Below are 14137 nucleotides of genomic sequence, written 5' to 3'. Positions count from 1 at the left end.
TTCCTACGGACAAATCCCACGAATGCCTGGTCCGCTCGAACCTTCAGCGTCGCTTGCGCGAAGACAAGCGAATCCATGTAGGCGCGTGGTCACTGGGATGCTCCTGGTTCCTGACCCAGGCATCCACGCCCGCGTCGCTCAGGTATGCACTGGCCACGGGGTTGAGCAGCAGGTGATCAATGCGCAGCCCGGAGTTCTTTTGCCAATGCTGGCGAAAATAGTCCCAGAACGTATAGATCCGCTCCTCCGGGTAGAGGTGACGCAGGGAGTCCGTCCACCCCTGGTCCAGCAGTCGTTGGTAGCACTCCCGGCTTTCGGGCTGCAACAACGCGTCCTTGAGCCAGGAGCGTGGGTTGTAGATATCCATGTCGGTTGGCACCACGTTGTAGTCCCCAGCCAACACCACCGGATGATCACTCGCCTGGAGTGCCTGCGCATAGTCGATCAGGCGCTCGAACCATGCCAGCTTGTAGTCGAACTTCGGACCGGGCTGGGGATTGCCATTGGGCAAATAAAGGCAGCCCACCAGCACGCCATGCACCGCCGCCTCCAGATAACGACTGTGACTGTCTTCCTCTCCTCCTGGCAGCCCGCGTCTACTCTCCAGGGGTTGCGCATCACGGGCCAGGATCGCCACACCGTTCCATGAAGCCTGGCCATGCCAGATCGATCCATATCCCACCGACTCCAACTCGGCGGCGGGAAAGTCCTTGTCCGCAGCCTTGAGCTCTTGCAGGCAGGCAATATCGGGTTTTTCCCGCTCCAGCCATTCCAGCAGGTTAGGCAACCGCGCCCGAATGCCGTTGATGTTGAACGTCGCGATCCGCAGGTTCTTCATGGGCGAATAATTCCTGAATGCCAAGACATAGCTGTGACCGGCGACAGGCCTCGGGGGTTGCAATCATTGCTCAGGAACCGGTTCTTGACATGGACTGACTGCTTTCAAGCAAGGCAGCAAATGCCTGCTTGTCGATTGGCCGGCTAAGAAAATAGCCCTGCACTTCGTGGCATTCATCGGTGCCCAATGAACCCAATTGGGCCAGGGTCTCCACGCCCTCCGCCGTGACGGTCAAGCCCATCGCCTTGCCCAGGTTGATAATCGCCTGGACCACGGCGCGGTCGTTGCTGCTATTGCTCATCGAGGCAATGAAGCGCTTGTCGATCTTGATGCCGTCGAACGGGTATGTGCGCAGGTAGCCGAGGGATGAGTAACCGGTACCAAAATCGTCCATGTTCAAGCGCACCCCCAATTCCTTGAGCGCATTCATCACCTGGAGCGCGCCATCCACGTCGTTCAGCATGACGTTTTCGGTGATCTCCAGCTCCAGGCGACTCGCCGGGAAGTGGGTTTCGATCAATACCTGGCGGACATCCTCGACCACATCGCTGCGTTCGAATTGCGCCGGTGACAGGTTGACCGAAACCATCAGCGATCCTGGCCAGGTGAGCGCGGTTTCGCACGCCTCGCGCAGTACCCAGCGCGACAGCGGGACGATCAGGTCGGTTTGCTCGGCCAGCGGAATGAAGGCATCGGGGCTCAACAGACCCTGGGTTGGATGTTGCCAGCGCACCAGCGATTCCACCGCGACGATCTCCTGGCCGTCGACCGTGTAGCGAGGCTGGAAATGCAGGATGAATTCGTTGTTCTTCACCGCTTGGCGCAGGTCGTTTTCCAACTGACGACGATGCTGGATCTGATCGTTCATGTGCGAGGCGAAATAGCACCAGGTCTTTTTACCCTCGGACTTGGCCTGGTACAGGGCTATGTCGGCGCAGCGGATCAACTCGCCTGGTACGTAGCCTTGGCGTCGGCTCACGGCAACGCCGATGCTCGCACCAATGTGCAGGGAATGGGACTCGTAGTGGATCGGTTGCTGCAGGCTGTCGATGAGCCGCGTACAGAATCGGTCGATTTCAGTGGAGTGCTCCACGCCACTGAGCACTATCACGAACTCATCCCCTCCCAGGCGCGCCACCAGGTCCTGTTCACGCGTGCTGTCGCGCAGGCGCTGGGCGACTTCCAGCAACACAGCATCGCCCGCCGCATGGCCCAGGGAATCGTTGATCGGCTTGAAGTTGTCCAGGTCCACCATCAGCAGGGCCAACGGCGCGGAATGCTCCTTGGCGATCAACGCGTCGTCCAGGTGTCGCGCCAACTTGTTGCGATTCGGCAGTCCGGTCAGCGCATCATGCAGCGACAGATGCTGGACTTGAGCGTGGGCGGCCACCTCATCGGTGATGTCGCTGGCCGTGCCGCGATAGCCCGTCACGGTTGCCTTGTCCTGGATCGGTCGCGCCGAGACCCGACAGAATCGCAATTGCCCGGAATGATCGCGGTAAGAGCAGCGCAGGTTGCTGGCGTTCTGTTCTTCGACCAGGTTGCCCAGCCAGGAAGCAATGGGCAGGGTGTCGCAGAACAGCAACTGCTCGATCTCCTGGCCCAGCCACTGCTGGTCGGAAAAACCCGTGACGACATTAAAGCGAGCCGATAGATAGGTGATGCGTTGCTGGCTGTCGATCTCCCATATCCAGTCGGACGCCGCCTCGGCCACGGCGCGAAAACGTTCTTCGCTGGCCTCGAGCGCTTGTTTCGATTTTTCAAGGCTGTCGTAGCTGGCGTCCACCTGTCGAGCCGTGCGCATGGCATACCGGAAAAAATAGGCGGTGAGCAACGCCAGGATCAGCAATGCGCCTCCCAACGGCGGAGCCAGTGACCACAGCAAATGCTGGCCCGGCCGCTGCAGCTGCGATATCAAGCTGTAGCCGGTACTGTCCAACGGCACCGCGGGCTGGCCGGGCTCCAATGTGGTGTCTTTCACCAGGTTCAGGTCGGTCAGGCCGTAACCCATGCCCACCTTGCGCAGTTTCACCGGCGTCAGTTGGTCGACGAACAGGAGGATCGACGTCTCCCTGGCGTTGACCTGGGGACGTTCGTCGTTGGGCACAATCACCGAAGCCGTGACGACGGCCGGCCAGCCTTCGAACAAGGTGTAGCGAATCATCGGCCTGGTCAGGTCAGGTTGTGCCTGGAGCTCATCCACGAGGTCCTTCAGCGGCATATTCATGAACGCCGCCGCGTCTGCCTGGACCTGCTGGCCCCGCACCACGGCATATTTGGTGCGCTCACGGTCAATGACAAACACACCTTCTAGTTCATCGTTGGTGAACAGGGTCTTGCCCATGTTCTGGTCGGCATAGGCCCACTGCACATCGACCTCGCCGCTTAGGTGCTCGTAGGCAGTGGTCCAGTAGGCGTAGCTGGTGATGTAGTTTTTCGTGGCTGTGATGCGATTATCGAGGGCACGCTGGATATAGAAGCGGGTCTCGTCCACATCCTGTGCATCCAGCTTTTGCGCGATGTTGAACAGCGCGGCGACGGCCACCAGAACCCCCAGGACAAACAACACGCCAAGGGCCGCCACCAGGCGACGGGTGATCGGCGTATGACGCGAGACATCAGAGGGGGTATCGGCAGTGGTATCCATTGACCTGTTCCTATCCTTTCGGCGCTGGCTTCGCCGTGCAAAGGTCACGGCGTGAACCGCATCGGACCGTTGCGCTTTCTTAACCTTAGCAGCCATCGTCCAGCCAGATGATGAGCCCACAAGATTTGACGAAAGGGCCCACGCCTAGCCTGCATGTTGACCAATGGACCGTTATCCGCCGCCGATGATTCCAACGGATCTCAACGGTCGGAACGCTCCAGCGCATCCAGCGCGCCTTCCCTGGATAGGACCGCGACACAGTTGCGACCGCTGTGCTTGGCCTGATAGAGCGCAGCGTCCGCCCGTTGGATAAACACTTCGGTACTGTCCAGGCTGCTCGGCACGAAGGCATAGCAGCCGAGGCTGACCGTCAGGTAGCCAGAGGGGGAAGCGGAGTGGCTGATGTGCTTGTCGATGACACAGCTGCGGATCTGCTCGGCCAATGCCATGGCACCGTGCAGGTTGGTGTCGGGCAGCAGGACGGCGAACTCCTCGCCGCCGTAGCGCACCGCCAGGTCGGCCTTGCGATGACAGCAACTCTTGAGCACCTTCGCCACCTCGGCCAGGCAGTGGTCCCCCGCAACATGCCCATAGGTGTCGTTGTAGCGTTTGAAAAAATCGATGTCGAGCATGATCAGGCTCAGGGGGCTGCGCTGGCGAGCGCCTCGCCCGAATTCGATGTCCAGGGCACGTTCGAATAAACGCCGATTCGCCAGGCCGGTCAGGCTGTCGTGGGTGGCGATTAGCTCCAGCGCTTCCTGGGCCTTGCGCAAGTCTGCCTCGATCCGCTCGCTGTTGCGCACCTGGCGCACGAAGACCCAACCAAACAGGCAAACGCCCAACACCACCAAGGCCACGATAAGGCTGGACTGGAACGCCCTGTCGTACCAGCCCGCCAGGATCGCTTGTTCGGACATCGCGGCGGTCACCATCAGCGGATAAGCCTGCAGATGCCGGTGCCCATATAACCGGACGATGCCGTCGGGCGCCGGGCGGAGCACCGTATCGCCGGCGCCCATGCTTGCGTGCTGGTGTTCGTAAACGTACTCATCGGCAAGCGGACGACCGATCTGTCCCTCATCGAAAGGACGACGCGCCAGCAACGTACCGTCGGACAGCGCCAAAGACATTTCGCCTTTGGCGTCGAGACTGAAGCTTTTAAAGAATTGATCGAAATAGGACATCTTGATGCCGGCCAGCAGCACGCCCTGGAAGTTGCCCTTCTGGTCGTTCAATCGACGGGAAACCGGAATGATCCATTCACCGTTCTGTCGGCTTCGAACCGCTGGGCCGACGTGGGCGATCAGCGAGGCGTTCTGCTGGTGGAACTTGAAATAGTCCCGATCGGCCACCCCCGCCCCCCTGTGCAGGTGTTCGAAAGAAGTAATGATCCACTGGCCGTTCTTGTCGAACAGGAACAGACCATGCAACTGCTCCAGGGACTGCACCCGCCGGGCAAACGTCTGGTGCAGGCGCGGTCGTGTCGACGGACCGAACCCGTCGTTTTGAATCCAGTCGGCCAGGCTGGCTAGCGCCAGGTCGGCTTGCAGGAATGTGTCCTGGGCCTGTTGGGCCATGGCCCGGGTGAGGTTGGCCGAAGCGAGGCGCGCCGACTCCAGGTCATGCCGACGGGACTGCTCCAGTTGCAAGAAGAGCAAACCGCAGAGGCACAGGCACACGGCTGCGATGAACATCACTGCGGCCTTGAGCAAAGGCAGGCGTTTCAAGGCACCGCCAGGCGCATGGTTCGGATCGTGGATGGGGATAGGCAAGCGAAATCCTGGGGAGGGCAAAACAGTGAGCGAGTCGCTCAAAAGCCCCCAATAATCGCGAGCTTAGCGTACCGCTTGGGGGGCGGCAATTTGCCTTTAGGAGGAAGTCGATGGATGGCGCAATGGATCCAAAACAAGCCAAGCGCAAGGCACGCGCCGCGCCCGGAGAATAAATTTGAACGGCCCCTGGCCCACATGAACTAACAAAGTTCATGGCCCGGCCCGTGCCTTGCGCGAATCGGCCAGGGCACAACCTGAACAGCAATGGCACAGGTGATCCCGACCCATGGATTCAAGCTCTCTCGACATTTTTACCGACACCCAACTGCTCGGCATTTCCATCGCCAATTGGTTACTGGCACTCAGCGTGATGACGGTGAGTTTCATCGTTGCCAGAGCCGGCATCGGCTTCCTGTTGAAAAACGTACGGGCACGGGCGCAAAGGCCCGATGCCTACGTCAGCCATATTGCTGTCGAGGTCTTGTCCAGCACCAGCAACACCCTGCTATTGCTGGCCTCGATTCTGATCGGCATCGGTGTTCTGGACCTGCCGGAACGCTGGCTGGGTCGGGTCAGCAGCCTTTGGTTCGTCGTCGCCGCCTTGCAGGTGGGGTTATGGGCAAACCGGGCGATCGCCCTGGCCTTGCTGCACTATTTCGCGCGCCACAGCCACAGCGACATCCATCAGAAAAGCGCCTTGGCCACTTTGAGCCTCTGGGGCGCAAAAGTGTTCCTGTGGGCAGTGGTGCTGCTGGCGATGCTTTCCAACCTGGGCGTGAACATCACAGCATTCGTTGCCAGCCTCGGCGTTGGCGGCATTGCCGTAGCGCTCGCCGTGCAGAACATTCTCGGCGACCTGTTCGCCTCGCTGTCCATTGCCGTGGACAAACCCTTCGAAGTCGGCGACTTCATCGTGGTCGGTTCCCTGGCGGGCACCGTGGAACATGTCGGCCTGAAGACCACTCGGATCCGCAGCCTGGGCGGCGAGCAGATCGTCATGGCCAACGCGGGGATGATCAGCACCACCATCCAGAACTACAAACGCCTGCAGGAGCGCCGCATCGTCTTCGAATTCGCCCTGCCTCAGGAATGCTCGACCGACCAACTTCGGCAAGTGCCCGTCATCGTCGAAAACATCATCAAGGCCCAGGAGAAAACCCGCTTCGACCGCGCGCACTTTCGCGGTTTCGGCGAAAGCACGTTGGAATTCGAAACGGTCTACATCGTGCTGGACCCCAGCTACAACGTCTATATGGACATCCAGCAAGCCATCAACCTGGGGATGATGGACGAGTTCGCCAAGATCGGCGTGCGCTTCGCCATGCCGTCCCGCGCCGTGCACGTGGCTTCGTTGCCGGAGATGCCTGAGCAATTCGCCAGGGGGAACAGTGAAAGAATGCCGCTACGAACCGATGGGGCAGGCGCCAAGCATTAACCGTCAATTGCGCTTCCATGACCCAGCGCAAACGCCCACCCTGCCCCTTCGGCTAAGCTCAACCCATCACCACGACAGGGAATCGACATGAGCAAGGCAGACGAACTCGCAGCAAAGCTGAGGCAGGCCCAACGCGCGCCGGCCGACACTGACCATTGCGCCGACCTGGCGATTGAACACTGGCCTGGCCAGGTGTACGAGCTGTACCGCCAGATTGAAAGCTGGCTGGCGCCGGTCTGTGAGGCGGGCCTGGTTATCCGGCGTAACCCCACCCATGTGTTTGAAAGCCATTCCAGCGGGTCGACTTACAACTATGCCATCGACCAATTGGTGATCGAGGGTAATTACCGCCGCATCTTGCTCGACCCGATCGCTCGCTTTTCCCCCGATGCCGAGGGATGCATCGAAATCCATACGAAGGGATTGGAGCGCTGCATCCTGCGCACAGTGGGGATGCATGGCGAATCCCATTGGCATCTGCGGCCAACCGGCCAGCAGAAGCCCGAACCCGTGACCCTCGATGAAGACACTTTCCTGTCGTTCATCGAGGAAGGCTTGGGCCTTTAAGCACAAACGGGGATTCAACGGATTGCCCGTTCTCAGAGTCGATTCGATTCAAATGCCGCATCGGGCCCGCTTTTGATTGGCGTCCCTGTTTGCCGGTCAATGAGGATCGCCATGGCATTGTCGATCTCGTCGGCGGCACGCTCCGCATGTTGGGCATCCGCCCAGGTCCAGTGTTGTTCGGACACCAGGCCGCCCACCGCCTGGGCGCATAACTCATCGCAACTGATGCCCATTTTTCCCGCAGCAGCTATTACCGCCAGAAGGGCCTGCTCCAAGGGTTGAATTCTCTCAGTAGACACAACTAACCAACTCGGTAGATAACGAGTCCAAAGTCTACCAAGATATCAATGTGCCACCAACCGCAGCCGCCCAACGGCTCCCAAGTCAACGCCCCGTGCTGTATGTCACGGTGGGCGACGCTTGTGTCGATGGTCGAGCCGCCGCCCGAGCTGCCAGAATGGTGAGGATTGCGGCTACGACCAAGACCGCGGCACTGGTTTCGAAGGTCGCGCGATAACCGCTCAAGTCAAACAGCACGCCGCCCACCGTGGCCCCCGAGGCAATGGCGAGTTGAACGATCGCGACCATCAACCCACCCCCTGCCTCGGCATCGTCCGGCAACGTCCTTGCCAGCCAGGTCCACCAGCCCACAGGCGCGGCCGTGGCCACCAGGCCCCAGAGGCCGAGCAGTAAGGCGGTGATGGACGCGGAACTGCCGAACCCCACCAAGGCCAGGGCGATCGCGGCCATGAGCAGCGGGATGATGATCAGCGTGCGATACAGGCCTTTTTTGAGGAGCGCACCGATCAGGAAGGTGCCGAGCAATCCCGCCAGACCAATCGCCAGCAACATCAGCGAAAGCAACGAGACGTCCACCCGCGTCACGCTCTCCAGGAACGGCCGCAGGTAGGTAAACAACATGAACTGGCCCATGAAGAACGTGCTGACCGCCAGCATGCCCAACGCAACCGGCGCCCGGGCCATCAGCTTGAAAGGATTGGCGGCGCCCCGTTTCGCCTGGATGGGCATCGACGGCAGGCTCATCAGCAGCCATGCCAGGGCGAGCGCGGCGACGGGCACGATGCAGAAAAACGCACCACGCCAGCCGATGATCGCTCCCAGGAAACTGCCCAACGGCGCGGCCACGACCGTGGCCAAGGCATTGCCGCCGTTGACGATGGCAAGGGCCCGGGGGACTTTATCCTGCGGCACCAGGCGCATGGCCGTCGCTGCCGACAACGACCAGAAGCCGCCAATCGCAACGCCGATCAGTGCGCGCCCGACCATGAAAACCAGATAACTGGGCGCCAGTGCCGCCACCGTTCCGGAGACGATCATCAACAGCGTCAGCGCCGAGAGCAGCCACTTGCGTTCGATGCGCGCCGCGATCGACGCGATGAACAGGCTGGTGACTAACGCAAAGGCACCGGAGACGGCGATGCCCTGGCCAGCCTGCCCTTCGCTGATGTGCAGGTCTGCGGCCACCGGTGTCAGCAGGCTGACCGGCATGAATTCCGACGCAACGAGTGCAAAGGCCGCCAACGACATGGCGAGCACAGCGCCCCATGCAGGTTTGCCCTGTGGTTTTGGCAATGAGGTATCGGTCATGAAAATCCTGAAATTGCTTGATGGGCTCGGAGCCCCTCTCTTGGGTCTAGTGATTGCACCGAGCATGGACCCGGCGAGCGAGCGCCGTTCCGGATGAGCTTAATGTGACGTGCAGTTTTAACGACTGGCAAGGGCGACCGGTAGAACATTTCGCTGGAGTTCTTGCCCGATCCTGTGAACCCGCCTGTTTCCCATAGGCAACGCTTCGCTTGGCGGGGTAATGTTCTGCCTATAGCTCTCAATCCCGCAGATATCGACATGACCGCCCAAGACAGATCGCTCCAACAGAGGCTCGCCAACCTCATCGATAACCGGACGACAGGCCCGGGCGACTTTGAAACGTCAATTGCCGGTCTTTGTTTTTTCCGGCGCGACGCCCCTGCCCCACCCATGACCTGCATGATCGAACCGAGCATCGTCCTCGTCGCCCAAGGGATGAAACAGGTGTGGATTGGGGGACAGGCGTATGGGTACGACACCGCACGTTTCCTTATGACTTCGCTGGATATGCCTGCGAACTCGGAAGTGTTGGCCGCCAGCCCGCAACAGCCCTGCCTGGGGCTGGTCATGCGACTCGATTTGCGCATGGTGGCGGATCTGATCGCCCAGGGCAGCGTGATCCCACGGGTCGAGCGCGCCGTCGGGATAGGTGCGGGGATCGGCACGGCCACCCAGGATTTTCTCGAGCCGTTCGTGCGCCTGCTGGCCCTGCTCGATGAACCCGACGCCATCCCGGTGCTGGCGCCCTTGATCCAGCGAGAAATTCACTATCGGTTGTTGATGGGCGACCAGGCCGCGCGGCTAAGGCAGATTGCCTCCGTCGACAGCCAAGGCTACCGGATCGCCAAGGCCATCGACTGGTTGAAGCTCAACTACACCGGGCCTGTCCGTGTGGAGGACCTCGCGTCGCGCGTGCAGATGAGCGCCCCGACGTTCCATCACCATTTCCGCCAGCTCACGGCTATGAGCCCACTGCAATACCAGAAATGGCTGCGGTTGAACGAAGCAAAGCGCCTGATGCTCAACGAGCACTTGGACGTGGCGAGCGCGGCCTACCAGGTGGGCTATGAAAGCCCCTCGCAGTTCAGCCGAGAATACAGCCGTCTCTTCGGCGCGTCCCCGAAGCGGGATATCGCGGCGTTGCGCAGGCCGGCAGATGCCATTAAAGCTGATTGACTCGTGGTGCCCGGCTCCACCTTGGCGACTCGGCTTCATCCTGCGGGTCCGCCAGCGCAATACATTTGCGCGCCAGGATCAAGGGGATGGCATTGCACCTACACCAACCGCAAGCCAACCATGCGCAAGCCATGGAATACCTTGGAGCGCGCTTCGTTGTGCTCATCCGCCTGACACCGCGCGGTAATACTGCGTCATGTACTCCACGAACACGCGCACCTTGGCCGGCAAATGCCGGGCATGAGGGTAAAGCGCGTAGTAATGCCGTTCCCCAAGGGTGTGCTCAGGCAGGATTCGCACCAGCCTGCCGGCCAACAGGTCATCTTGCACCGTAGCCAGGGTAAACGCGGCTATGCCGCCGCCTGCCAAGGCATAAGCGTGCAAGGCAGTGATGGTGTCTGTATGAAAAATGCCCTGGCAATCCAGACTGACGGGGCCTTCCCAGGCGCTGGTGAGCGTCCACTGAGGAGTCGCCCCATACGTCAGCAACCGATGCTCGTTGAGTTCGGCAGCACTGCGAGGCAAACCGCACTTGAACACGTAAGCCGGCGCCGCTACCAGCACCAGCGGTGAAACGCTGAGCAAACGGGCGACCAGGCTGCTGTCGGCCAAGGGCCCGCAAATCCGCAACGCGACGTCGAAGCCATCGGCCACCAGATCGACCAACGGATCAGAGCAAGACAAATCGATCTGGATCTCCGGATACCGCGCCTGGAAGGCCGGCAACCAATGCGCCAACTCCAAGGTGCCTACCACCAGCGGCGCGCTGATCCGAAGCAGCCCGAAGGGACGCTCGTGTTCCAGCGCGACGGCTTGGGACGCGGCATCGACTCGGTCAAGGATATCCACGCAGGCTGCGTAGTACCTTTCCCCTGCTGCCGTAAGGCTCATGCGGCGGGTATTGCGATTGACCAGACGCACGCCCAACGTGGATTCCAACTGATGCAAATGCCGGGAAACCGACGAGTGCGTGGTGTTCAGCCGCTCAGCGGCGGCTGAGAATCCCTGGGCCTCAGCGATGCAGCGGAACACACGCATGGCGAGCATCTGATTCATAGGGGGCTTAGCGCACCGGTAGCTTGACGATTTCGCCGGTGTTCATCACATCGCCGAACGTATCCTCAATCTCGGCGAGGGCAGCCTTGTGCAAGGCGTCCTTGTCGATCGATTCCCCATTGACCCGGGTAATCGCACGCGTAGCTGATGCATCGGCCGCCACCAACACGTTATAGCTCAGCGGTGCCGCATCCCGAGCAGCGCCCGCCACGCACGCATGGGTCATGAGGCCGGAGACGATCACGTTCTCGATACCCCCGGCTTTCAGACGCTTGTCCAGATCGGTACTGCCGAACACGCTGACGGTGGTTTTTTGCAAGACCGGGTCATTGGGCCTGGGCTGCATATCAGGATGGAATTTCACGGTTTCACCGTCGATGGCAAACACAGGGGAGCCGGCGGGTGCGATGTGCTGAACGTGGTAGACCGGCATTTTGTGTTCATCGGCGAATTCGATCAGCTTCCGGGCGTTGGCCAGCGCTGCCGGGCCGTCAGGGATCGGCATCTTACCGGTGAAGTATTCATTCTGAAAATCGATCACCAGTAACGCGGTTTTACCGGCAGGCAACTGGCTCACGGGCACTGCACCAGACATTGCACGAATGGTTGGATGACTCTCGGCCGAGGCGCCGGCACTGGCGAGAACGCCTGAGAATACACAGGCGGTGAGCAATCGACGGGTAAAGCTTTGCATGGGCAGTTCCTTCTTTCATGGAGTGAATGAAGGGAATCCTAGGTGGATGGCTGGCGCCGGAACACAGCGCGGACGGCACAGAACTTGTTTGGAATTTGCACAGGTGAACCGTGATCGAGCGCTCAGGACTGTCTACAGCCCCGTACCTCTGCCCCACTGCCCGCGATTATCCGCTTCCCCACTTTCGCCCCCACTTCCAATGCCTGCCCATCCCTCTGCTTGCCCTGCCGCGCCTGCCCCACCAGCTGAGGAATCAAATCCCCTTCAGGTAAGTGCTTCCAGAATCGCCCCGGCATGTGCTGGCGCAACGCGGTGGGGTTGAGCCTCGCCGGATTGAAGATGTGTCGATAATAGGTGCGCCACAGTTCCGCGCCGGGATCTTCGGCGTGGCGGGCCCATTGTTGCCATTGCTCGGGGCAACGGCGTTGATAGTCCAGCGAATGCCCATCGAAACGAATGCCATCGCGGGGCGTTGCGATCAGCCAGCGTTGCCGGCCCAATCGATCGGCAAAATGCCCGCTCGCGCTTTCAAGGATGTCGTGGGCGGGCTGGTGGAAAGCCACAAGATCCAACTGCAGTTGTTCGGCGACCGCCGGCGGCAGCGGTACGAAACGCACGAACGCATGAAGGTGATGGGCTTCGCGGCTGACCTGTTTGATGCGCCGTTGCAATTCGCTGCCCAATCGATCGCCAGCGAGCATTGCGGTGCGGTCTCCATGGGCGACGCGCCAGAGCACTTCGTACAGCAGATTCCAGCGTTGTTCGCCCTGGTAGCGGCTGGCCTGTTCCAATTGCCCCAACAACCCCGGCGGCACGCGCGTCTGGAACGGCCCCGGGCCCTGTGGCAGCGGCGTCGGCACAGCCAGCAGGTCGGCGATCGGGCCCTGGGCCCATGTCACGTCGCAGGGGTCGATTCCGTGGCCCAGCAGCGTTCGGGCCTGGTCACGCCAGGTGCTGAAATCGTCGCCACAATCGAGGGCGATCATGCCCACAGCCCCATTTGCACCGGCCGCTGTGGGTCGCGCAAGCGCGCTCGGAGCAGCCCGCTGCGCACTTGGCCGTCAGCGGGGCGGTAATCGCTGGTCACGATAAACGGACGCGCCTTTTCCAACACGCAACGCAACTGCACCAAGTCGTCGTAGCGAATCCGCCGCTCCCTGCGCAGTGTCACCAGCCGCTGGACACTGCGCAGGCCGATGCCGGGAATGCGCGCGAGCAAAGCCGGCTCGGCGCGGTTGAGGTCGAGTGGAAACACATCACGATTGGCCAATGCCCAGGCCAGCTTGGGGTCGATGTCCAGGTCCAGGTTGGTGGATGTGCTCAATAGTTCGCCTGCCTTATAGCCGTAGCCTCGCATGAGGAAGTCGGCCTGATACAACCGATGCTCCCGCAGCAAAGGTGGCGCGGCCAGTGGCACGCTGGCGGGGCTCTCGGGGATCGGGCTGAAGGCGGAGTAATAGACTCGCCGCAGGCCGTAGCCCTGGTAAAGCGACTCGGCGTTGCTGAGGATGGCGTGGTCGTCAGTGGCATCGGCCCCGACGATCACTTGCGTGCTCTGCCCGGCCGGGGCAAAACGAGGCGCCCGCGGCTCGCCCGCCACCGCCTGTTGGCCGTCGTGGATGGTGCCCATCGCCTGACGGATGGTAGCCAGTTGCTTCTCCGGCGCCAGGCGCTTGAGGCTGATCTCCGAGGACAATTCGATATTCACGCTCAGGCGATCCGCCAGCCGCCCGGCCTCTTCGATCAATAGCGGGTCGGCGTCGGGAATGGTCTTGAGATGGATATATCCACGGAACTGGTGCTCTTCGCGCAGCAACCGCGCGACTCGAACCAACTGCTCCATGGTGTAATCGGCCGAGCGAATGATGCCAGAGCTCAGGAAAAGGCCGCTGATGCAATTACGTCGATAGAAATCCAGGGTCAGCCGGACCACTTCTTCGGGTGAGAATCGCGCCCTCGGCACATTGCTGGAGCGGCGGTTCACGCAGTACTGGCAGTCGTACAGGCAGAAATTGGTCAACAACACCTTGAGCAGCGATACACAGCGACCATCCGGCGTGTAGCTATGGCAGATACCCATGCCATCCGTGGCCCCAAGCCCGTCCCGCCCCCGCGAACTGCGCTTGGGGGCGCCACTGCTGGCGCAGGATGCGTCATATTTGGCGGCATCGGCAAGAATGCCCAGCTTGGCAATGAGTTGCATGGAAAACACTCGGATACTGGATGCATGAACAGTATTCGCAGATGCGCCGTGTTGCAAGCTCCGTTGGTCAATCCAGCCGCCGAACCGACAGTGACAGATGGGTTCATTAGCTACGCGATGGGCTATAATCCGCTCACCCAC

Annotated in this window: 12 protein-coding genes; 3 read left to right on the top strand and 9 right to left on the bottom strand. The window is 60.9% G+C overall.

What is annotated here, in order from left to right; genetic code table 11:
- Window positions 1-43: 43 nt before the first annotated feature.
- The 3 genes from xth to M1D68_RS09200 form a co-directional block, all read right to left on the bottom strand.
- Window positions 44-838 carry an exodeoxyribonuclease III gene (xth, locus tag M1D68_RS09210; RefSeq protein WP_420764647.1) on the bottom strand — a complete coding sequence of 265 codons (795 nt, stop codon included), beginning with the start codon at window positions 836-838 and terminating at the stop codon, window positions 44-46.
- A 70-nt stretch (window positions 839-908) separates the two neighbouring features.
- The gene (locus tag M1D68_RS09205) at window positions 909-3485 is read right to left on the bottom strand and encodes a bifunctional diguanylate cyclase/phosphodiesterase (RefSeq protein ID WP_457970086.1); all 2577 of its coding nucleotides are present in this window, start codon (window positions 3483-3485) and stop codon (window positions 909-911) included.
- Window positions 3486-3685: 200 nt separating this feature from the next.
- A complete protein-coding gene (locus M1D68_RS09200) occupies window positions 3686-5257 on the bottom strand; it encodes a sensor domain-containing diguanylate cyclase (RefSeq protein WP_434610626.1) in 1572 nt (523 codons plus the stop codon).
- Between the two features lie 286 nt (window positions 5258-5543).
- Here M1D68_RS09200 and M1D68_RS09195 point away from each other — a divergent pair, with 286 nt between their 5' ends.
- Window positions 5544-6692 carry a mechanosensitive ion channel family protein gene (locus M1D68_RS09195; RefSeq protein WP_420764650.1) on the top strand — a complete coding sequence of 383 codons (1149 nt, stop codon included), beginning with the start codon at window positions 5544-5546 and terminating at the stop codon, window positions 6690-6692.
- An 87-nt stretch (window positions 6693-6779) separates the two neighbouring features.
- The gene (locus M1D68_RS09190; RefSeq protein ID WP_457970084.1) at window positions 6780-7259 is read left to right on the top strand and encodes a hypothetical protein; all 480 of its coding nucleotides are present in this window, start codon (window positions 6780-6782) and stop codon (window positions 7257-7259) included.
- 32 nt (window positions 7260-7291) lie between these two features.
- Here M1D68_RS09190 and M1D68_RS09185 read toward each other — a convergent pair whose 3' ends face one another.
- Both M1D68_RS09185 and M1D68_RS09180 read right to left on the bottom strand, forming a co-directional pair.
- Window positions 7292-7534 (bottom strand): hypothetical protein, encoded by a 243-nt coding sequence (locus M1D68_RS09185; protein WP_434610621.1) that lies wholly within the window; start codon window positions 7532-7534, stop codon window positions 7292-7294.
- Between the two features lie 109 nt (window positions 7535-7643).
- A complete protein-coding gene (locus M1D68_RS09180; RefSeq protein ID WP_457970082.1) occupies window positions 7644-8867 on the bottom strand; it encodes an MFS transporter in 1224 nt (407 codons plus the stop codon).
- Window positions 8868-9125: 258 nt separating this feature from the next.
- Here M1D68_RS09180 and M1D68_RS09175 point away from each other — a divergent pair, with 258 nt between their 5' ends.
- A complete protein-coding gene (locus M1D68_RS09175; RefSeq protein WP_457970080.1) occupies window positions 9126-10043 on the top strand; it encodes an AraC family transcriptional regulator in 918 nt (305 codons plus the stop codon).
- A 162-nt stretch (window positions 10044-10205) separates the two neighbouring features.
- On the opposite strand, the gene M1D68_RS09170 is transcribed toward M1D68_RS09175, so the two are convergent.
- From M1D68_RS09170 to M1D68_RS09155, 4 genes are all read right to left on the bottom strand, one after another.
- Entirely contained in the window at window positions 10206-11099 is an 894-nt protein-coding gene (locus M1D68_RS09170; protein WP_434610614.1) for a LysR family transcriptional regulator, read from the bottom strand.
- A 7-nt stretch (window positions 11100-11106) separates the two neighbouring features.
- Window positions 11107-11793, bottom strand: coding sequence for a cysteine hydrolase family protein (locus M1D68_RS09165; protein ID WP_457970079.1), 687 nt, complete (start codon window positions 11791-11793; stop codon window positions 11107-11109).
- Window positions 11794-11915: 122 nt separating this feature from the next.
- On the bottom strand, window positions 11916-12779 hold the full coding sequence (locus M1D68_RS09160) for a TIGR03915 family putative DNA repair protein (protein ID WP_457970078.1): 864 nt from the start codon (window positions 12777-12779) through the stop codon (window positions 11916-11918).
- A complete protein-coding gene (locus M1D68_RS09155; RefSeq protein ID WP_434563302.1) occupies window positions 12776-13996 on the bottom strand; it encodes a putative DNA modification/repair radical SAM protein in 1221 nt (406 codons plus the stop codon). The genes M1D68_RS09160 and M1D68_RS09155 overlap by 4 nt, the downstream gene beginning before the upstream one ends.
- Window positions 13997-14137: the final 141 nt, after the last annotated feature.

This window comes from Pseudomonas sp. R4-84 (assembly GCF_054130985.1).
This window is presented reverse-complemented; position numbering and strand designations above follow the sequence as displayed.

Bases quoted from the DNA above. Each gene is read 5' to 3' on its own strand.
- xth (WP_420764647.1), bottom strand. From the start codon at position 838: ATGAAGAACCTGCGGATCGCGACGTTCAACATCAACGGCATTCGGGCG.
- M1D68_RS09205 (WP_457970086.1), bottom strand. From the start codon at position 3,485: ATGGATACCACTGCCGATACCCCCTCTGATGTCTCGCGTCATACGCCG.
- M1D68_RS09195 (WP_420764650.1), top strand. From the start codon at position 5,544: ATGGATTCAAGCTCTCTCGACATTTTTACCGACACCCAACTGCTCGGC.
- M1D68_RS09190 (WP_457970084.1), top strand. From the start codon at position 6,780: ATGAGCAAGGCAGACGAACTCGCAGCAAAGCTGAGGCAGGCCCAACGC.
- M1D68_RS09180 (WP_457970082.1), bottom strand. From the start codon at position 8,867: ATGACCGATACCTCATTGCCAAAACCACAGGGCAAACCTGCATGGGGC.
- M1D68_RS09175 (WP_457970080.1), top strand. From the start codon at position 9,126: ATGACCGCCCAAGACAGATCGCTCCAACAGAGGCTCGCCAACCTCATC.
- M1D68_RS09170 (WP_434610614.1), bottom strand. From the start codon at position 11,099: ATGAATCAGATGCTCGCCATGCGTGTGTTCCGCTGCATCGCTGAGGCC.
- M1D68_RS09165 (WP_457970079.1), bottom strand. From the start codon at position 11,793: ATGCAAAGCTTTACCCGTCGATTGCTCACCGCCTGTGTATTCTCAGGC.
- M1D68_RS09160 (WP_457970078.1), bottom strand. From the start codon at position 12,779: ATGATCGCCCTCGATTGTGGCGACGATTTCAGCACCTGGCGTGACCAG.
- M1D68_RS09155 (WP_434563302.1), bottom strand. From the start codon at position 13,996: ATGCAACTCATTGCCAAGCTGGGCATTCTTGCCGATGCCGCCAAATAT.